Here is a 21,071-nt window from a genome sequence, read left to right on the forward strand (position 1 = left end):
CTTTTTAATTAAAGTTAAACCCTTTTTTTAAATATAGTTAAGAATGAATTTAGTATTAATATCCAATTCAGCTTCGTCCTACTAATCGAATGTAATGAGTAAAAGGGTGTTAATCGGTAAATCGTAGTAAGTGACTTTAAGCCGCCTGTCATAATCTGGATAGTTATAAAATCTTATGACAGATCGTTAAAAGCATAAATTAATTCCTTACCTGCCATTGCACTATTTTATTTAGTTTAATATTTTCAGCAGAAAGAATTTTGTTTGAAGAAATGTTGTTGGTGTATGCCTAACAGAGATTGTTTTCGTATAGACTGTTACATTAGTACTCTGACTTCCAGCAAATATCCTTTAGCCGTAGTAGAAATATCTCTCCAAAAAAACTATAACCCGATTGCCATCACAAATAATGGACTGACTGTACTTACCTAGTATTGATGATAATTATCAAGATCTCCTTGATTGCCATAATTAGAACTTTCGGTATAGTTCCATTTACTGTCTGTACCATGTGCTCCATGCATCTGTAATTTGTTGTGGCTAATTCATTTTATTTAGTATTTAATGGTTGTTTTTTAATTTCAACAACATAAAAATCTACATTTCATATTTTATGTTGTTGTTTCCAAAAACACAAAAAAGCCCTTAGCTAGAATCAAGTATTTATACCTGTTTTATCAAAATTAAACTGTTAAAGGAAGTCAAAGCATATTGTTTTTAAATGTAGTGATACAAATAATTTTATTAAGAGAGGTTATATAAAAAAAGGAGCGTCATCTAGACACTCCTTACTTTGTAATATTTTATTTAAAAACTAAACTTTCAACTTCTTAGCCATGTCTGGCGAAAGTGCTTTTTTGTTTAGCATGATATCAGTAGTTTTATATTTTACAAATTCTTTTGTCATATATAAATAACCTTTGTAGTCGTTTGTTGTTCCCCAAGAGTTTTTTACGATATAATATTCTTTACCAGTTTGGTCTTTAGATAAACCTACAATATGCATTCCGTGATCATCAGTTGTGGTATAATTATCAAAAGCTTTTTGACGCATTTCTTCAGTAACAACGGCTTCTTTTTTAGGGCCGTTAAATAAATCTGCCTTTTCTTCTGGTGTCATGTCTTCCATTTTCTTTTCAGGAACAAAAGCGACTCCATTTTTCCAACTGAATGTTTTCTCACTCACATCGCCACCCCAAGCTACTGAATAACCTGATTTTAATGCATTGTCAATCACATCTGTTAGTTCATTAATTTTTACGTTATATACTTGGTCGAAAGCCCAGTTGTCTGGAACCATTAACACAAATTTCGAATAATAAGGATATTCTTGTAAAGATGAAATTTCGATATAATCATCGGCATTAATTCCTACTACTTCTTTTGCAAAAGATTCTGGTGTGTATTTTTTTCCGTTGTAATCGAAAGATTTAGGTGTTTGTCCTAAATAAGAATCAATTACAGCTGTATAGGCTTTTTCCCAGTTTGGTGTGAGTTCTCCGTTAGGATTTTTTACAACTGCTGCTAATAAAGCTTCGCCTAAAGCTGCCATTTCGCCAAATTTGTTTTTGTCGGTTCCGTAATTTAAACCTGTATAAACAGATTGTGGTACAGCGCCATACTTGCGATACATATTCATTACATCATGAAAAGCGCCACCGTCACCAAGTGTCACTGCGCCATGCATACGAACGTAATTTCTTCCTTTTTCTACATAAGCGTTACGTGCTGAGAAAATTTGAGACAATTCTACTGGTTTTTTACCCATTTTGATCATTTCTGATTCTAAAAATGAGTTTGCCGAATAACTCCAACAAGTTCCAGATGAACCTTGGTTTTTTATCGATGTGTTTTCGATATTCACAACATCTGTAAATTTGAAAGCTTCTTTGCTTTTTTCGCTCGCATTTATTTTTAATGAATTCACTAAATTGTCTTGTGCAAAGCTCGATGCACCCACAATTAATGAAGTCGCTATAAATAGGGATTTAATTGTATTCATAATTTTTGTTTTTTAATGGTTTGTAAAATTAAAAAATGTTCTTTCTTATTTTCTAATTTAACAACAATTTAGGTTTTAATTAAGAAAAAAAACCCCGAATGAATCGGGATTTTATATTACAATGTTTCTTTCAACCATTTGTAAAACTCTTTTTGCCAAACTTGTGCGTTTTGTGGTTTCAATACCCAGTGATTTTCTTCTGGGAAATATAAAAGCCTACTGTTTATTCCTCGCAATTGTGCTGCTTGAAATGCTTCTTGACCTTGACCGATTGGCACTCTAAAATCGTTTCCGCCTTGTATGATTAAAATGGGTGTGTTCCATTTCTCTACATAATTTATAGGATTGAATTTAGTATAGGTTTGTTGTGCAATTTTATTGTCTTTTTCCCAATATGCACCACCAAAATCCCAGTTGTTAAAGAAAACTTCTTCGGTTGTACCAAACATACTTTGGGTATTGAAAACACCATCGTGTGCGATAAAAGTTTTGAATCTATTATTGTGAATTCCTGCTAAATAAAACACAGAATATCCGCCGTAACTAGCACCAACACAACCCAAACGAGATTTGTCTACATATTTTTCTTTAGTAACATTGTCTATCGCCGATAGATAATCTTGCATCACTTGTCCGCCCCAATCACCAGAAATTTGCTCGTTCCAAGCTTGTCCGTGACCATACATTCCTCTTCTGTTTGGTGCTACAACGATATATCCTTGCGATGCCATAAGAGAGAAATTCCAACGGAAAGAATACGATTGTGTCAACGGACTTTGTGGTCCTCCTTGGCAATATAATAAAGTTGGATATTTTTTAGTAGCATCAAAATTAGGAGGAAGTATCACCCAAACCAACATTTTTTTGCCATCGGTAGTAGTTACATAACGTCTTTCGTATTTTGGCAAAGCCAATTTAGCGTATGCGTCATTGTTTACTTTGGTGAGTTGCAACCATGTTTTTTTCTTTAAGTTGTATGAATAAATTTCTAATGCGTGATTCATGTCTGTTCTTGTAACAATCGCATTATCGGCAGTGATATCTACAATATCATGCACATCGAAATCGCCAAAAGTAAGTTGTGTTACCGTAATAGCAATTCTTGTTACACCAGGAAAATTAACTTCAAATAATTGTTGTGTTCCATCTATTGCTGCAAGAAAATATACTTTTTTACCGTCTTTACTCCAAGAAAAACTAGCTACCGAATTGTCCCAATTTGCAGTTAGGTTCATTTTCATTCCTTTAAAATCGACAATAATATCGTTTTTATCGGCTTCATAACCATCGCGTTTCATTTGCAAATAGGTTAAATTACCTTGTGGCGAAAAAACTGGATTGGTGTCGTAACCTAAATTGGCTTCGGTTCTATTACTGGTTTTTTTGGTTTCAAGATTGTATTCGTAAATATTAGTATTGGTCGAAATAGCATATTTTGTCCCAGCTACTTTCTTAGACACATACAAAATGCTTTTGCTGTCTGGTGACCAAATATAATCTTCGTCGCCACCAAATGGTTTTTGTGGTGAATCGAAATTCTCACCAGCCATAATATCAATAGGAGCAGCTAGTCGAACATTGTCCGCAGGAACGCCACTGTAAAAAACATGGTTAAATTTTCCTTCGTTCCAAGTGTCCCAATGGCGATAATCTAAACCATTGTATATTTGAACATTCGATTTTTCTAATTCTGGATAATAATCTTTTCCGTGAACTTTATCAATTTTTACTTCTTCATTATAAACAAGATATTTTCCGTCGGGAGAAATGTTTTTGTCTGACAATAAGCTTTTAGTATCTGTTACTTCTGTTGCGTTTCCGCCAATTACAGGAATGGTGTAAAACTTAGAGCTCGATTTATTTTCTTCTATTGATGGTGTCGAAACGCTATATACTACGTTTTTTCCATCTTTAGAAATCCCTAAAGCTGTAACTCGTCCTAGTTTCCATAATAATTCTGGGGACATTGTGTTTTGTGCAACAACGTTTAAACTCATTGTGAATAGTGTTAAAATCAGTATTTTTTTCATGTTATGTGTGTTTATTAAATTAAAAAACCATCAGTAATTACTGATGGTTTGATATAAATAAAATTTATAAATTTCCCTGAATGGTTGCAACCAAAGCTAAAAATTCTTCTTGTGTTAGACTTACTTTTTTCACGAAACGCATTTCGTCCATTTCGTTAAGCGGAATAAGATGTACGTGAGCGTGAGGAACTTCTAATCCTATCACTGCCATACCAATTCGCTTGCACGGAACCGATTTTTCTAAGGCGATTGCGATTTTTTTGGCGAAAGCCATCAATCCCAAATACAAATCATCGTTTATATCGAAGATCTTGTTTATTTCTTGCTTCGGAATACACAAAGTATGCCCTTTTGCATTCGGGTTTACATCGAGAAAGGCAAGAAAATTGTCATCTTCTGCAATTTTGTAACAAGGAATTTCTCCGTTTACTATTTTGGTAAAAATACTTGACATTTTTTTTAGATTTTTAGATTTCTGGATTATTAGATTATTAGACTTTCCGTTAAATTTTAATCTAAAAATCTAACTTTCTAAAAATCGAATAATCTAAATTAATCTCTTGTAATTTCTAAGACTTCAAATTTTAAAGTTCCATTAGGAACAGTAATTTCGGCAATTTCTCCAACAGATTTTCCTAGTAATCCTTTTCCAATAGGAGAAGTTACAGATATTTTACCTGTTTTAAGATCTGCTTCACTTTCGGCAACTAAATGGTAAGACATTTCCATGCCATTAGATTGATTTTTGATCTTCACATGAGATAAAACCAATGCTTTTGAAACATCTAACTGAGATTCATCAATTAAACGAGCATTAGAATATACTTCTTCCATTTTTTTGATTTTCAACTCTAAAAGACCTTGTGCTTCTTTAGCAGCATCATATTCGGCATTTTCAGACAAATCACCTTTGTCTCTTGCTTCTGCAATGTCTGCCGATGCTTTTGGGCGTTCTATTGCTTTAAGTTGCTCTAATTCGTCTTTTAGTTTTTTTAATCCTTCGGCTGTATAATAAGATACTGTACTCATAATTTATTCGTTTATATAAATAGAAAAAATCCCATCGCGACGGGATTTCTTTCGGCAAAGATATTATTTTTTATTTCAGTTTGTAATTTTATATGACAATCATACTATTACAAAGTTAATTAAATTAAATTTGTTCTAACAATATAGACTAAAAAAATTTGAAAATGAAACCATATTTCCTCATAATAATAGCAATTTTTACTTTGTCTTGCCACAAAGACAAGGTTGTAAACGAGAATCCGTACTTGCCTAATTATTCTTTTTCGGTAGTTATAAATACGAGTTTGCCTTCTTATAGCAACCTTAATTTTCCTAGCAATCCAGTTTTGATTACCAATGCGGGAGCCGGAGTAAAAGGAATTATCATGATGAAAGTAGGAACCGATGATTATCGCGCTTACGAAGCTAGTTGTCCTAACCAATATCCGAGTGATTGTTCACAACTTACCATAAACGGAATTAATGGAAAATGTCCTTGCGATAATGTAGAATATAGCCTTTATACAGGAGTTGGCGCTGGGCAATATCCATTAAAATCATATAGAGTTGAGGTAAGTGGTGCTAATTTGAGGGTTTATAATTAATTCAAAATCATAGAAAGTTAGAAGTTATTTTTCACAAAACGCTGAAATTCAATAAACTAATACAATTATAAAATGAAAAAATATTCTTTATTATTTATATCTATTTCGTTATTACTTTTAAGTTGCAAAGAAGAAATTTTGAAGTTTTCAAAAGTAAATTCAAATCAAAATCTCGGAAATGGAGAATGGTTAGATTCGTCAGATACTTTAAATGGAATAAGTATTCGCGAAAATAAAATAGCTTTCTTTAAAAAAATGGAATTCAATTCTGAAGATATTTTCAAATATCATATTATAGATTCTGTTTATAAAGTAAATGAAACTGAAAAAAACGTCGTAGAATATTTATTGGTTGAAAAAAATACAGACACTTTGAAATTTAAAATAGTAAAAAGAGATAAGAAAGAAATTATTTTGAAAGATTCGAAAGAAATCACAAAAGAATATAAATTTTGGAGATAAATAATCCAGCTGCTAACAGTTGTTTCGCACAAATTCAAATTTTGTATTAAATTCATGTTCACGCTTCGTAAGAATTTTTCTCTTTAACAGAAAATAATCTGTTCCTAAGTTTGCAACCTCGTAAATTTAAAAAAAGAATCGCGCTAATTAGTACTAATTAGCGCGATTATTTTTGAATATTAACTCAATAAAACTAAAATTTCAGTGTTAAACCTGCTAAAATATTCGCACCTGCTTGCGGGTAATATCCAGCACCTTCAATCGTTTTTATACTTGATGGAATAGAGTTGTCGTCGTAAGTATAAAAATAACCATTTGAAATATATTTTCTGTTTAAAACATTGTTCGCTAAAACCGAAATCACTATCGATTTAAACACTTTTTTAGTTTCTATTTCGTAAGTAATATTCAAATCATTAATAAAATAACTATCTAGTTTAGATGCTTCTGAATCAATGTTTCCCATAAATTGCTCGCCTACAAACTTAGATAACAATGAGATTTGCAAAGGCTTTAATGGTGAAAAAGTTAAAATATTTCCAGCAATAATTTGTGGAGAATAAGAAACATTTGTTTCTCCTAGATTTTGCAAAACACCATCTCTTTGAAAATAAAAATCTTGATTCTTACTTTGGCTAATAGCCACATTTGGCTGAACCGACCACTTATTTGTAATTTCTATTTTTGCATCAACTTCAAGGCCTAATCTGTAACTTTTTCCGCTATTTTCTGCAATTGGAGTTCCTACATCGTTTAGTGCGCCTGTAAGTACCAGTTGGTCTTTGTAACGCATGTAATAAACATTTGTATTTAATTTTGTTTTTGCATTTGCAAAACGCCAACCTAATTCGAAATCGTTTAGTTTTTCAGGTCTTACATTTTGATTTTCAAAATCTTCACGTTTTGGCTCCCGATTGGCTTTAGCATAAGAGAAATAAATATTGTTTTTCTCGTTTGGTGCAAATGTTAAACCTGCTTTTGGATTAAAAAAATCGAAAGTTTGATTAACTAATGTTGGTTGAACACCGTTGGCTTTATAATTTACTTTTCTGACTTGTAAATCTCCAAAAAAGTTCAGTTTTTCTATGATTTGATAATTTGCTTTTGCAAAAATATTCACGTCTGTTTTTATCCCATAATTGTCATAATAATGATCTCCCAACTCGCTTGTAGAAGCCAGTCTTGCCCAGATTACTTTACCAAAATGTTTTCCTTCATATTTGTTTGCACCTCCACCAAAAATCATCGATAGTTTTTCGTTCTTGTAATTTGCAGAAAATGTAGTACCATAAAAATCGTTATCTAACCATTTCTGACGAATAATATCAGTTGTAGTTGCTAGTCCAACTGGTGTTAAATTATAATCAGCAAAATTAGCATCTTCTTTATAATTTTCATAAAAACCTTTTCCTTTTGTGTAATGAAACGCCAAGTTTGTATTCCATTTTTCCGAGACTTTCTCGTTCCAATGCAACTGATAATGATCTTGTTGGTAATTATCTACTTCATTGTCATAGAAACGAGTATTGCCAAATTCGTCAGTAAAAACTCCTGAAGAATTGTATGTTCTGTCATTTTCTAATTTATCTAAATCCTCTAAGCCATTCCATGATTGGTACGTGATTTCTTTTCCACCAAAAGCCAATGCTTTAATTCTTGTGGTTTTACCAATGTATGCGCCTTGCAAGAAATAAGATTTCAAATCAGATTTTGCTCTATCAATATATCCGTCGGAATTAATTTTAGACAATCTTCCTGAAATTTCGAAGTGATCATTCATTAATCCTGTATTGAATTTGACCGTATGTTTTCTTGTTTTGAAACTTCCAAATGAGTTTGAAATTTCTCCACCAGCTGATGCATTGTCAGATTCGGTTAATAGATTTAAACTGGCACCAAAAGCACCAGCTCCATTTGTAGAAGTTCCCACGCCTCGTTGCAGCTGAATACTTTCAACCGAAGAGGCAAAATCGGGCATGTTTACCCAATAAGTTCCATGACTTTCTGAATCGTTGTAAGGAATCCCGTTGATGGTTACATTTACACGAGTAGCATCTGAACCACGCACCCGAATTCCGGTGTAACCAACACCATTTCCAGCATCGGAAGTGGTTACGACTGATGGTAAAAAGTTCATCAAAATTGGAATATCTTGACCTAAATTTCTTTTTGTGATTTCTTTTTTTGTGAAATTAGAAAAGGTAACTGGTGTTTTTTCGTTGGCACGAGTGGCTTGCACCATTACTTCGTCTAGTTTTTTTGTTTTTGTAGTGTCTGCTTCTTGAGAATAAGAAAGACTAAAAGCAAGAAGACTGATGGAAAGCAAAAAGCTTTTGTAATTAAATAAATTTTTCATTCGTAAAGATTTTACGAATAAAAGGGGGAATTATTCTTTTTTTAAATTAATAAATTGATGTTTCCATGACATAACTAACGTGCACATTAGTTTTTGTCATTATTCCCTTGGCAACATTACTTGCCCAGGTTCTTTGGGTATAATCTCAGCTCGTTATTTAGAGCACCCCTTTGAGACGCTGCAAAATTAGTTTTTAAAGATAGATTACACAAATTTCTTTTAATATTTCTTAAGCTCGAAAGTATTTCCATCGAAAACACCATAGGTAAAATAACCAATCCAGTCGCCTAAATTAATATATTTTGAATTTTCTCCTACTTGAATCTCCATGGGTAAATGACGATGGCCAAAAACAAAGAAATCATAATGCTTAGTTTGTAGTTTGTATTTAGCATACTGCACCAACCATTCGTTGTCTTCACCTAGAAAACGAACATCCTCATCGCCCGAAATCAATTTGTTTTTTACCGATAAGTATTGCGCTAGTTTTACACCAATATCTGGGTGCAACCATCTGAAAATAAATTTAGAAAAAGGATTGGTAAATACTCTTTTCATGCGTTTGTAGCCTTTGTCGCCAGGGCCCAAACCATCTCCGTGACCAATAAGAAAAGTTTTATTATTGAAAATAAATTCTTTAGTTGTATGATAAACAGGGATGTTTAGTTCTTTTTCGAAATAATCACCCATCCATAAATCATGATTTCCTACGAAGAAATAAATAGGAATTCCGCTGTCACGAATTTCGGCTAGTTTGCCTAAAACTCGAACAAAACCTCGTGGCACAACTGTTTTGTATTCAAACCAAAAATCAAATAAATCGCCTAATAAAAAAATCGCTTCGGCATCTTGTTTTACTTCGTCAAGCCAAGCAACAAACTTTTGTTCTCGAAGAAAACTAGCTTCAGGAGTTGGCGCACCCAAATGTTGGTCGGAGGCAAAGTATATTTTTTTAGATGATGAAAGAGTCATAATAATACTGGTTTTTGTAAAGATAAGAATTACTTAGAAAATTTATTTATACTTTCTAAACGAAAAGTAGGCAATAATTGTACTCACAAACATTAATATCCCTCCTAAAACAAATGGGGCTCCTGGAAACTGAAAAGGTGCTTCTTTGTGTGTAAAAAAGTAAAAAACACTAGACATAAGAGGAGGCCCAATAATAGAAGACGCACTCATTAAGCTAGTTAATGTTCCTTGTATTTCTCCTTGTTCTGTAGCCGGTACTTGGCTAGAAACGACAGCTTGTAAAGCCGGACCAGCAATACCTCCTAGACAATAAGGAATTAAAAATACAAACATCATCCATCCTTGTGTTGCCGATGAAAATAAAAACATACCTATCGTATATAATGCCATTCCTACATAGATGCTTTTTTGGTTTCCTAATTTTGGATTTATCCAACGAATTAAACCACCTTGTACAATTCCTACCAAAAGACCAATAACGCCTAAAGAGATGCCTACCATTCTTTCATCCCAATTAAAACGGAGCATGGTAAAATAACTCCAATTACTTTGTACAGCATGAGAAGCAACGTACAAGATAAATATGGAAATTATTAATCCGATGAGATTTGGATATTTTTTTAAATTTAGAATTGCTCCAATTGGATTTGCTCTTTTCCAATTAAATTCTCTTCTATTTTCTTTGCTAAGAGATTCAGGTAAAATGAAAAAACCGTATAAAAAATTAACCATACATAAAATTGCAGCTGCATAAAATGGAATGCGAGAACCGTATTGTCCTAAAAACCCACCAATAACAGGGCCAATGATAAAGCCTAATCCGAAAGCAGCCCCAATCATCCCGAAGTTTTTAGCCCTGTTTTCAGGCGTACTCACATCAGCAATATAAGCTGAGGCAGTTGTAATACTAGCACCAGTAATTCCAGCCAATATTCGCCCAATAAAAAGCCAAGTGATTGTTGGGGAAAACGCTAACAAAAGATAATCTAACGAAAAACCTAAAAGAGATATAAGTATAATAGGTCTTCGCCCAAATTTATCACTCAAGTTACCTACTAATGGAGCAAAGACAAATTGAGTTATTGCATAAGCAAAAGTAAGCCAACCTCCATATTTTGCAGCTTCACTAATGTCACCATTTATAAGTTCTTTGATTAATTTTGGAATCACGGGGATAATAATTCCCCATCCAGTGATATCGATAAGCATGGTTATAAAAATAAAACCTATGGCTGCCGATTTTTTATTTTTCATCAATTTTTTTGATTTTAATTTTACAACAAACTAGTTTCTATATTTCGTCGTCTTTTTCGATGGCATCTTTATAGTCAGGATACAAAAATTTATTATATGGAAATCTCGTAATGTGAATTTCTCTTACGGTTTCATAGACTTTTTCACGAAATTCTTCAAAATTTTCTTTATTGGTTGCTGAGATGAATAAGGTGTTGTTTTTCCCTAGTTTGTTCATCCAAGTATTTTTCCATTCTTCGAGGGTATAGTGTTTAGTGGTTTTTTCGGTCATTAAATCATCAGCGTCAATAGTAAGATGTTTGTAAGCATCAATTTTATTAAAAACCATAATTGTAGGCTTGTCTGCACTTTTTATGTCTAATAAAATTTTATTTACGGCTTCGATATGATCTTCGAAATCGTCGTGAGAAATATCAACTACATGCAAAAGCAAGTCTGCTTCACGAACTTCGTCGAGCGTGCTTTTGAAAGAATCTACAAGTTGTGTGGGTAATTTTCTAATAAATCCTACGGTATCAGAAAGTAAAAAAGGCAGATTTTTAATGACTACTTTTCTAACGGTTGTGTCTAGAGTAGCAAAAAGTTTGTTTTCGACAAACACATCACTTTTCCCAACAGCATTCATTAAGGTTGATTTTCCAACATTCGTATAGCCAACTAAAGCCACACGAACCATTGCGCCTCGATTTCCTCTTTGAGTAGCTTGTTGTTTGTCTATGATTTTTATTTTTTCTTTAAGTAAAGCTATTCTGTCACGAACAATTCGGCGATCGGTTTCTATTTCCGTTTCTCCAGGACCACGCATTCCAATACCTCCTTTTTGACGTTCTAAGTGAGTCCACATACCAGAAAGTCTAGGTAGTAAATAAATACATTGTGCTAATTCTACTTGAGTTCTTGCATAAGATGTTTCAGCTCTTTGAGCAAAAATATCTAAGATAAGATGGGTCCTATCAAGGATTTTACAATCTATAATTTTGGAAATATTCTTTTGTTGTGAAGGAGTCAATTCATCATCAAAAACAATAGTTGATATATTATTTTCTTTAACATAAAGATTAATTTCCTCTATTTTTCCTGTTCCTAAAAATGTTTTAGGATTAGGACGTTCCATTTTTTGAGAAAAACGTTTCACAACTTCTCCACCTGCTGTAAAAGTCAAAAACTCTAATTCATCTAGATATTCTTTAAGCTTTTCTTCACTTTGATTTTGAGTTACAATACCAACAATGATACTTTTCTCAAAATTTATAATTTCTTTTTCTAACATATTTTTAATAAAGTACAAATTTACACAATTGAAATTAAGAAAACATTAATTATTTTCATCGTAAGACTTATTTTGTCGATAATAAACAACATTTTATCGTTTATTGTTATACAATTGTTAATTTTTTCTATATTTGGGGATTGAATATACCAGATAACCAAAATATTAATAACTATGAAAAAAATTATTTTATCATTTTTCATGATGATTCTTCCTTTTTTGGGTTTTTCCCAAATAAATGAAGGATTTGAAGGAGCAACATTTCCACCTACAACTCCAGGTAACTGGGCGGTTTTAGATAATGGAGTTGGTACAGCAATTAGCTGGACTGAAACAACAGACCCAACAAGAGTGCACTCTGGGTTAAAAGCAGCCATAGTAGATCGTGAAAATGTGGGTGCAGGAAATACTTCCCAAGATTGGTTGGTATCTCCTCAGATTACAGTGACGACCAATGCCCAGTTACGTTTTTTTACTAGGCAAACAATTGTGCCAGATAATGGGACTATTTACGAAATTAGAGTATCTACAAATGCAAGTCAGACTAACCAAGCGGCATATACTACAGTGCAGTCTTGGAATGATATAACACTTAATACTTCTCCTCTTGTTTATGAAGAAAAAATAGTTAGTTTAGCTGCTTATCCAGCAGGAACACAACTATATATTGCATTTGTGAAGGTTAATACACAACCGGCAGGTCCAACTACAGGAGACAGATGGTTAATAGATGATGTTAGTGTTGTTCAGCAATGTTTGGACCCAACATCTTTAAATGTAACCAATTTAGCTTCAGTTTCTGCGAATTTAAACTGGACAAACGTTGGAAGCGCTACACAATGGGAAATAGAAGTTCTTCCAGTAGCTTCAACACCAACAGGGGTTGGAGTAGTTACTGGAGCAACAACATATGCGGCAACAGGGCTTAATCCAGGGACTGATTATATTTTTTATGTTCGTTCACTTTGTTCAGGCGGAGTTAATAGTGCTTGGGTATCATTATTGTTTTCTACAAAACCTTTGGGGTCAATTTGTATATCGCCTATTATAATAGGTAGTTCAACATATAGTGACAGTAGTGATACTATTTTATATGGTAATGATGTAAGTGTTCCACAAGGTACAGGATGTGCGGGTGGAGCAACAAATTATCTTCAGGGTTTTGAGGTATTTTATTCTTATACAGCTACAACGACTGAAAATATAAGCGTAACAATGACGCCAACAAACACTAATTCTTCTCTTTTTGTTTATAATGGTTGTGCAAATGTTGGGGTAACTTGTTTAGGAACAGGTGTTGCTAATACTACCGCTGCTCCTAGAGTTATACCGAGTTTAGCAGTTGTTGCAGGTCAAACATATGTTTTTGTTATTTCAACAAATGCAACAACACAGTCAACACCTTATACATTAGTTATTCAACCAGTAACTTGTGCACCACCAACAGCATTAACAGCAAATACTATAGGAACAAGTACGGCAAATTTGTCTTGGACTAATCCTACAGCAACATCTTGGCAAGTAGCTGTGCAACCAGCAGGTTCAGCAATCCCTTCAGGACCAGGTGTAACAACTAATACAAATATTAATTTTGGTGTTTCAGGATTAACATTAGGTACAGCATATCAATATTGGGTAAGATCAGATTGTGGGAATGGAACTTTTAGTCCTTGGGCTGGTCCATATTTATTTAGAACTAATATTTGTGAAGTTGTAGATCAATGTACTTATACATTTAGATTACAATCAACAACTGCACAATGGTCTGGTGCAAGAATGGAAGTTAGACAAAATGGTTATGTTGTAGCGACTTTAGGTCCACAATTTACAACAGGAACCCTTCTTAATGTACCAGTAACTTTATGTCAAAATTATCCTTTTGAATTGGTATGGACTGTAGTAGGTACAGTTCCTACGAGGGTTAATATTTCAATAATTAATAATGCTCCTTTTTTACAAACTATATATACAAAACCAGCAACGGTATTGTCTTTAGGTCAGCTGTATGCAACTTCATTTAATTGTAGTCAGGCAGCATGTTTAGATCCAACAAATTTAACAGCAACATTAATAACGACAACCACTGCAAGATTAGGTTGGACAGCAAACGGATCAACGCTTTGGGATGTTTATTTAGTCCCTACAGGTTCTCCTGCGCCTACATCGGCATCAATTCCAACTTATGCTGGAGTTTCAACAAATCCTCTTAATGTTACTCTACTTACACAAAATACAACTTATGATTTTTATGTAAGAGCAGTTTGTGCTACAGGCAGTAGTAACTGGTCGATTGTTAAAACGTTTACAACATTGCCAACGTGTTTGGCACCAACAACATTAACAACTACAGCAATTACATCGTCTACAGTTACGGTGGGATGGACAAATGTTGGGGCTGCAACTTCATGGAATTGTATTGCATTACCTTGCGGATCTCCAGCGCCAACAGGAGTATCTACGGGATGGGTTCCTGCGCCTACAAATCCTTTTGTAATGACTGGATTAAATGCGGGTACATGTTATGATTTTTATGTAAGAGGTGTTTGCTCGGCAACTGATACTGGACCATGGTCTCCAGTAAAAAATGCAACTACATTACCAGGTTGTGGAGGAGGTTTCTTCGATACTGGAGGGCCTACTGCAATTTACGGAAATAGTGAAAATTCAACTATTACAATATGTCCAACTAATCCTGGTGATATTGTTACGGTAACTTTTACATCATTCGATACTGAAGCAACATGGGACGGATTATATGTTTTTGACGGAAATTCAGTTGCTGCTCCGCAAATAGCTAGCACAAACCCTGCAGGAAATGTACCTGGAGGATTGGCTGGATCTTATTGGGGTACTGCAATTCCAGGGCCATTTACATCATCAAGTACAGATGGTTGTTTAACTTTTAGATTTAGAAGTGATACTAGTGGTACAGCAGCTGGTTGGAGTGCTAATGTGACTTGTGGGCCACCACCACCATGTGCTAAACCAAAATTGTTAACAGTTTCTAATATAACACAAACAACAGCAATATTAGGTTGGAACCAACCATTAAACCCTAATGGTAGCCAAGCTACAACATGGCAAGTTTTGGTTTTGCCTTGTGGATCTCCAGCTCCAACAGCTACATCTACAGGTTGGACTACAGCAACTACAAATCCTTATATAACTACAGGATTACTTCCTGGTACTTGTTATGAATATTATGTGAGAGCAAGTTGTTCTGCTACAGAGGTTAGTCTTTGGAACGGACCTAAAAACTTTACTACTTTACTTATAAATGACGAATGTATAGGGTCTATACTTGCGCCTGTAAATCAAAACACTAATTGTTTACAAACAGTTTTAGGAACTGTTAATGCAGCTACTGCATCACCAGAAGCTAATTCTTGTGGAGCAACAGCAGATAACGATGATGTTTGGTACCATTTTACTGCTACATCAACCACGCATCATATTTCATTATTAGGTGTAAATTATGCTACAAATCCTACAGGGTTGCAATATGCCTTGTACACAGGTAGTTGTGGCGCAATGACACAATTTGGAGGTTGTGTTACCGCAACAGAAGCAAACAATACAACTGGATTAACGATTGGTCAAACGTATTATGTAAGAGTATACTCTACAGCAACAACTGCTTCAACGATACAATTTGAATTATGTATAGGAACAACCCAAATTACTTGTCCTACTGCATTGCCGTTATGTGCTATAGCTCCAATTATAATACCTAATAATGTAGGAGTTCCTACGTTACCCAATCCCGTGAGTCCATATTCTACTACGAGTGCTACTGTTGGATGTTTGGGAAGTGCGCCAGCGCCAACTTTTTATTACTTAACAATACCTTCAAATGGTAATTATACCTTTTTCTTAGAACAAAATAGTAATAATACATTTACAGGGACAGGTTTAGATGTCGATTTTGCAGCTTGGGGTCCTTATGCTAGTACATCGGCAGCTTGTGGTGCTATAAGTACAACTAATGCGCCTCCTACAGGTCTTACTTGTAGTTTTTCTGCCGCATTTACAGAAACATTTACTGTAAATGGCGCAATTGCTGGACAAGTTTATGTTCTTATGATTACAAATTATTCTCAAGATAAAGGTTTTGTAAGAATTACTCAAACATCAGGCCCAATTCCGACTTTTTGTTGTCCTTATACTAACTTTAGTTATCCAGGATCATTTTTCTGTCAGAATAGTGCAAATATTTTTCCAACTCTTCAATCAGGTGGTACGGCTGGTACATTTAGCTCTACACCAGGTTTAGTAATTAATCCAGTAACTGGGGAAATAAATATTGGAGCAAGTGCTTTAGGTTCTTATACTGTTACTAATACTATTGTAGGTGCAGGTAGTTGTACAACATCAGCATCTACTTGGCTTATTAAGATATCTGCACCAGCAAATGCTACTATAGCATATAGCGCACCAGTCTATTGTAGTAATGATACTGTTATAAAAAATGTAACACAAACAGGTACAGCAGGCGGTAATTATTATGCCGTTCCAGCAGGTTTAACTATTAACAATACTACTGGAGCAATTAATCCAAGTACAAGTACTCCTGGTACATATACTGTAAACTATGCTATTGCATCAGTTGCTGGTTGCCCAACATTTTTAGCAACTACTTCGGTAGTTATAACAAGATTACCAGTTGCAACATTCAACTATGGTTTATTACCATATTGTCAAAATGGAGGTAACGCTTCACCAACATATACTGGTGGTGGTGTTGCGGGAGTGTTTACTTCAACAACAGGTTTAGTAATTAGTCCTACAACAGGAGTTATAGATTTGACAACTAGTACACCAGGTACTTATACAGTTACAAATACAATTGCAGCTTCGGGAGGTTGTGGAATTGTTGTATCTACAAATACAATAACAATTACAACATTACCAATTGCAACCTTTAACTATATTGGTTCTCCGTATTGTCAAAATGTAGGAACTGCGTCTCCAACGTTTATAGGTGGTGGTTTTGCAGGAGCATTCACTTCTACAACAGGTCTAGTTATAAATGGAGCTACTGGCGATGTAGATTTAGCTGCAAGTACCGCAGGAACGTATGTTGTAACAAATACAATTCCTGCTACAAATGGTTGTCCTCAGATTATAGAAACAGCAAGTATTACAATTAATCAAAATCCAACAGCAACAATAGCTTCATCGGATGCGGACAATACAATTTGTAGTAATGATTCGGCAACTATAATTGTGACACCAACAAATTATACTACTGGTGCTACCTATTCCTGGACTTTAAATGGGAATCCTATTGCAGGAACGACAAATACTGTTCCAGTAACTACAACAGGAACTTATGCTGTAACAATAATGCTTAACGGATGTACGAATGTTATACCATTATCATTAGCGTTTACAGTTAGTCCAATTCCGAGTTTTACATTATCAGGGATCAACACTGTTAAATGTCTTAATGAGACTGCAGTACTTTCAGTAGTGCCTACAAATTTTTCATTAACTGATCCAACAATAACTTACACATGGAGTTATAATGGAACTGTAGATGCTTCACTAACAACAAGTTCTATAAATGTTACAAACTATGGTACTTATTCAGTAGCTATTAATAATTTAGGTTGTACAACAACTCATCAAATAGATGTAACTCTAGACACAATAGATATTCCAATTGGAACAAATGGAGAATGTGTAGGTACAAATTATATTTTGACGGCATCTCCTATAAATGGATCATTTACACCAGGAATTGGTAATGTTTCCTATGTTTGGACAAACGGATCGGGTACTGTAGTTGGAACAAATGATAATACATTTAATGTTTCTGATTATGTTAGAAATAACCCATCAATAACTTTTCCAACAACATTTACAGTAACAATTAACACAATACCTGAAGGTTGTTCAGATTCTCAATCATTTGTTGTTGAAAGTTCAGTATGTACTATACAAAGGGGTATTTCTCCAAACGGAGATGGGGATAATGATTATTTTGATTTAAGAGGGTTAAACGTAAAACAATTAGAGATCTTTAATAGATACGGAAAGAAAGTTTATAGTTTAGCTAATTATACTAACCAATGGAATGGACAATCTGAGAATGGTCATGAATTACCAGACGGTACGTACTATTATGTGATAGATCAAAATAATGGAGAGACTAAGACAGGTTGGATTTACATTAATAAATAATTAAAAATAATGGTAGATTGTTTAAAAAGCAGTCTGCCATTTATTAAAATAAAAATAGACTAAAATGAAAAAATTATTTTTCACGTCAATTCTAGCGTTACTAGCTTTTTTTGATGCTCATGCCCAACAAGATCCGCATTATACACAATATATGTATAATATGAATGTTATAAATCCGGCTTATGCAGGATCAAAAGAAAATTTATCTATAGGACTTTTGTTCAGAAAACAATGGGTTGAAATAGAGGATGCCCCAACAACATTTACCGCTACAGGACATTCTCCTGTTGGTAAAAATGTAGGTGCTGGACTTTCTATAATTAGCGATAAGATTGGACCTGTAGAAGAAAGTAATGTCTACGGGGATTTTTCATACACATTAAAACTTGGTGATGAGGCTAGATTAGCAATGGGAATGAAAGCTGGAGTGTCTTTACTAAAAGTAAACAATGGTATAATATCTCCAACTTTAGCAGTTCCAACAGATGGTGCTTTTGCAGCAAATACATCAACAGCTAATCTAAACATTGGAGCAGGATTATTTTATTATACAAATAAATATTATTTAGCTTTTTCTATTCCTAATATGTTAAAATCAGCACATTTAGATTATAATGGAGTGCAATATGGATCTGAGATTCAACATTATTTTTTAACTGGAGGATATGTTTTCGATTTGAGTCCAACATTAAAATTTAAACCATTTTTTATGGTTAAATCTGCTTTTGGAGCACCCGTTTCTTTAGATTTATCGACAAATTTCTTGTTTTTTGAAAAATTTGAAATAGGAGCAAGTTATAGATTGCAAGATTCATTTGGAGCCATGGTAAACTATAAAATATCTGATGGTATTCGTGTAGGTTACGCTTATGATCATATCGTTTCGGATTTGAAAGTGGCTACACCATCATCACATGAATTTATTTTATTATTCGATTTGAATTTCCCTAAGAAAGTATCAACATCGCCACGTTATTTCTAATATAAACGAACTCAAAATGAAAAATATATATATAACTTTAAGTTTTGTCCTAGCCTTAACAAGTCTTAAGGCACAAAATAAAGATACAAAAACTGCAGATAAACTTTTTGAACGTTACGAATATGTAGATGCGACTAAAGAATATTTAAAATTGACAGATAAAGGTAAAGCCGATAATTATGTTTTTAAACAATTAGGAGATTGCTATTATAATGTTTTTAATTCTATTGAAGCAGAAAAATGGTATGCACAAGCAGTTACAAAGCAACAAGATGCGGAAACGTATTTTCGATATGCACAAATGTTAAAAGCAAATACAAAATATAATGATGCTAATGAGCAAATGAAAAAATTTGCATCTTTAGCGCCAAATGACAAAAGAACCCAAAACTTAAATGAGGATGGTACTTATTTAAATAAATTATTGGGAAAAGCTAAGTTATTTGATTTACAATCATTAGAGTTTAACTCTAAATATTCAGATTTTGGAGCGTATCTAAAGGATAATGTTATTTATTTTGCAAGTGCAAGAAATACAGCTAGGAAAAGTTACCAGTGGAATGACCAACCGTTTTTAGATATTTATAAAACCGATTATAAAGATGGTAAAGTAAATAGTTTGTCAGTTCCTGCGGATGATTTAAATACTGCATATCATGAAGGACCTGTTACTATTAGTAGTGATGGGAATACATTGTATTTTTCTCGTGAAAGTTTCTTTGATAAGAAATTTGTAAAAACCCAAGACAAAAAGTTAAAATTGGGTAAAATGAATATTTTTAAAGCAACTAAAGAAAATGATAAATGGACAAACATAGTGCCAGTATCATTTAACTCAAAAGAGTATAATACAAGTAGTCCTTCCTTAAGTAGCGACGGAAAAACATTATACTTTATTTCTGATATGCCAGGAACATTAGGGAAAACTGATGTTTGGAAAGTTGCTGTTAATGAAGACGGAACTTTTGGAACACCAGAAAATTTAGGAGAAAATGTAAATACAGAAGGAAACGAATTATCAGCATTTATAGCGGATAATAACATTCTATATTTTGCTTCTAACGGAAAGAAAGGATTAGGTGGATTAGATGTTTTTGCTTTTGATACAACTAAGAACAATGAGGCAATAAATCTTGGAAAACCTGTAAATAGTGAAAAAGACGATTTTGGTTTTACGTTCAACCAATCGCAAAATATTGCTTTCTTGTCTAGTAATCGTGACGGGGGAAAAGGCGATGATGATATTTATCTTGCATTGCCTGTGTGTAATGTGGATTTAATAGTAACGGTACATGATAAAAAAACTGGATTGGTTTTATCAAACGCAAAAATCACTATTGTTGATGAAAATAAAAATGTGGTTTCGAATCTGATTTCTAACGATATGGGAATCGTTAATTCTCAGTTAGAATGCAATAAAGCATATTTGCTTAATGTAGATAGAGATGGTTATATAAGTGATGTTTTCTCTATGGATAAAGCCAAAGGAGGAGAATTGGCATTGAATGCTGATTTAAGCCCTACTGAGGCGATTGTTACTGAAACAGAAGTAATACTTAATGATATCAACTTTGAGTTTAATAAAAGTAATATAACGCAACAAGGAGCATCTGAATTAGATAAGTTAGTTGCTGTGATGAATCAATATCCAGAAATGGTAATATTTGCTAAATCCCATACAGATTCGCGTGGTGATGATAAATATAATATGAATTTATCTGATCGTAGAGCAAAATCTACTGTTCAATATGTAATTTCTAAAGGAATTGAAGCAACAAGAATTTCTGGGAAAGGTTTTGGAGAATCTGAACCAAAAGTAGATTGTGGTAATGATTGTACTGAAGAACAATTTGCACAAAATAGACGTTCTGAGTTTATGATTGTTAAGAAATAATTTAATAATTAAAAAAAAAGAAAACCATTTAAGAAGTAATTTTTAAATGG

General features: G+C 33.6%; 13 protein-coding genes and 1 riboswitch. Of the genes, 5 read left to right on the top strand and 8 right to left on the bottom strand.

Annotation, left to right across the window (positions count from 1 at the left end):
- Window positions 1–814: 814 nt before the first annotated feature.
- The 4 genes from ABI549_RS01315 to greA all read right to left on the bottom strand — a co-directional run bounded on the left by ABI549_RS01315 (window position 815) and on the right by greA (window position 5,061).
- On the bottom strand, window positions 815–2,002 hold the full coding sequence (locus ABI549_RS01315; RefSeq protein WP_348074641.1) for a C1 family peptidase: 1,188 nt from the start codon (window positions 2,000–2,002) through the stop codon (window positions 815–817).
- Between the two features lie 116 nt (window positions 2,003–2,118).
- A complete protein-coding gene (locus ABI549_RS01320; protein ID WP_348074642.1) occupies window positions 2,119–4,032 on the bottom strand; it encodes a S9 family peptidase in 1,914 nt (637 codons plus the stop codon).
- A gap of 64 nt (window positions 4,033–4,096) precedes the next feature.
- The gene (locus tag ABI549_RS01325; protein WP_348074643.1) at window positions 4,097–4,486 is read right to left on the bottom strand and encodes an HIT domain-containing protein; all 390 of its coding nucleotides are present in this window, start codon (window positions 4,484–4,486) and stop codon (window positions 4,097–4,099) included.
- 98 nt (window positions 4,487–4,584) lie between these two features.
- Window positions 4,585–5,061, bottom strand: coding sequence for a transcription elongation factor GreA (greA, locus tag ABI549_RS01330; protein WP_091475959.1), 477 nt, complete (start codon window positions 5,059–5,061; stop codon window positions 4,585–4,587).
- Window positions 5,062–5,225: 164 nt separating this feature from the next.
- On the opposite strand from greA, the gene ABI549_RS01335 reads away from it, so the two are divergent.
- Complete coding sequence (locus ABI549_RS01335) at window positions 5,226–5,645, top strand: hypothetical protein (protein ID WP_348074644.1); 420 nt, start codon at window positions 5,226–5,228, stop codon at window positions 5,643–5,645.
- A 72-nt stretch (window positions 5,646–5,717) separates the two neighbouring features.
- Window positions 5,718–6,107, top strand: a complete 390-nt coding sequence (locus ABI549_RS01340) for a hypothetical protein (RefSeq protein WP_348074645.1) — start codon at window positions 5,718–5,720, stop codon at window positions 6,105–6,107.
- A 193-nt stretch (window positions 6,108–6,300) separates the two neighbouring features.
- Here ABI549_RS01340 and ABI549_RS01345 read toward each other — a convergent pair whose 3' ends face one another.
- From ABI549_RS01345 to hflX, 4 genes are all read right to left on the bottom strand, one after another.
- Window positions 6,301–8,463 carry a TonB-dependent receptor gene (locus tag ABI549_RS01345; protein ID WP_348074646.1) on the bottom strand — a complete coding sequence of 721 codons (2,163 nt, stop codon included), beginning with the start codon at window positions 8,461–8,463 and terminating at the stop codon, window positions 6,301–6,303.
- A gap of 85 nt (window positions 8,464–8,548) precedes the next feature.
- Window positions 8,549–8,643: riboswitch (TPP riboswitch) on the bottom strand.
- A 39-nt stretch (window positions 8,644–8,682) separates the two neighbouring features.
- Window positions 8,683–9,435 (bottom strand): UDP-2,3-diacylglucosamine diphosphatase, encoded by a 753-nt coding sequence (locus ABI549_RS01350; RefSeq protein WP_348074647.1) that lies wholly within the window; start codon window positions 9,433–9,435, stop codon window positions 8,683–8,685.
- Between the two features lie 42 nt (window positions 9,436–9,477).
- The gene (locus ABI549_RS01355; protein ID WP_348074648.1) at window positions 9,478–10,689 is read right to left on the bottom strand and encodes a TCR/Tet family MFS transporter; all 1,212 of its coding nucleotides are present in this window, start codon (window positions 10,687–10,689) and stop codon (window positions 9,478–9,480) included.
- Between the two features lie 37 nt (window positions 10,690–10,726).
- A complete protein-coding gene (gene hflX / locus ABI549_RS01360; protein WP_348074649.1) occupies window positions 10,727–11,959 on the bottom strand; it encodes a GTPase HflX in 1,233 nt (410 codons plus the stop codon).
- Between the two features lie 174 nt (window positions 11,960–12,133).
- Between hflX and ABI549_RS01365 the strand changes: the two genes are divergently transcribed.
- The 3 genes from ABI549_RS01365 to ABI549_RS01375 all read left to right on the top strand — a co-directional run bounded on the left by ABI549_RS01365 (window position 12,134) and on the right by ABI549_RS01375 (window position 21,021).
- Window positions 12,134–18,145 carry a fibronectin type III domain-containing protein gene (locus tag ABI549_RS01365; protein ID WP_348074650.1) on the top strand — a complete coding sequence of 2,004 codons (6,012 nt, stop codon included), beginning with the start codon at window positions 12,134–12,136 and terminating at the stop codon, window positions 18,143–18,145.
- Window positions 18,146–18,209: 64 nt separating this feature from the next.
- Window positions 18,210–19,127: a type IX secretion system membrane protein PorP/SprF gene (locus tag ABI549_RS01370; RefSeq protein WP_348074651.1), complete on the top strand. Its 918-nt coding sequence runs from the start codon at window positions 18,210–18,212 to the stop codon at window positions 19,125–19,127.
- 16 nt (window positions 19,128–19,143) lie between these two features.
- Window positions 19,144–21,021, top strand: a complete 1,878-nt coding sequence (locus tag ABI549_RS01375; protein ID WP_348074652.1) for an OmpA family protein — start codon at window positions 19,144–19,146, stop codon at window positions 21,019–21,021.
- Window positions 21,022–21,071 lie beyond the last annotated feature (50 nt).

The sequence above is a fragment of the Flavobacterium sp. genome (assembly GCF_039932285.1).
Lineage (GTDB): Bacteria > Bacteroidota > Bacteroidia > Flavobacteriales > Flavobacteriaceae > Flavobacterium.

Coding starts and splice junctions, on each gene's coding strand:
- hflX (WP_348074649.1), bottom strand. CDS start 11,959: ATGTTAGAAAAAGAAATTATAAATTTTGAGAAAAGTATCATTGTTGGT.
- ABI549_RS01365 (WP_348074650.1), top strand. CDS start 12,134: ATGAAAAAAATTATTTTATCATTTTTCATGATGATTCTTCCTTTTTTG.
- ABI549_RS01335 (WP_348074644.1), top strand. CDS start 5,226: ATGAAACCATATTTCCTCATAATAATAGCAATTTTTACTTTGTCTTGC.
- ABI549_RS01350 (WP_348074647.1), bottom strand. CDS start 9,435: ATGACTCTTTCATCATCTAAAAAAATATACTTTGCCTCCGACCAACAT.
- ABI549_RS01355 (WP_348074648.1), bottom strand. CDS start 10,689: ATGAAAAATAAAAAATCGGCAGCCATAGGTTTTATTTTTATAACCATG.
- ABI549_RS01320 (WP_348074642.1), bottom strand. CDS start 4,032: ATGAAAAAAATACTGATTTTAACACTATTCACAATGAGTTTAAACGTT.
- ABI549_RS01370 (WP_348074651.1), top strand. CDS start 18,210: ATGAAAAAATTATTTTTCACGTCAATTCTAGCGTTACTAGCTTTTTTT.
- ABI549_RS01345 (WP_348074646.1), bottom strand. CDS start 8,463: ATGAAAAATTTATTTAATTACAAAAGCTTTTTGCTTTCCATCAGTCTT.
- ABI549_RS01325 (WP_348074643.1), bottom strand. CDS start 4,486: ATGTCAAGTATTTTTACCAAAATAGTAAACGGAGAAATTCCTTGTTAC.
- ABI549_RS01375 (WP_348074652.1), top strand. CDS start 19,144: ATGAAAAATATATATATAACTTTAAGTTTTGTCCTAGCCTTAACAAGT.
- ABI549_RS01340 (WP_348074645.1), top strand. CDS start 5,718: ATGAAAAAATATTCTTTATTATTTATATCTATTTCGTTATTACTTTTA.
- ABI549_RS01315 (WP_348074641.1), bottom strand. CDS start 2,002: ATGAATACAATTAAATCCCTATTTATAGCGACTTCATTAATTGTGGGT.
- greA (WP_091475959.1), bottom strand. CDS start 5,061: ATGAGTACAGTATCTTATTATACAGCCGAAGGATTAAAAAAACTAAAA.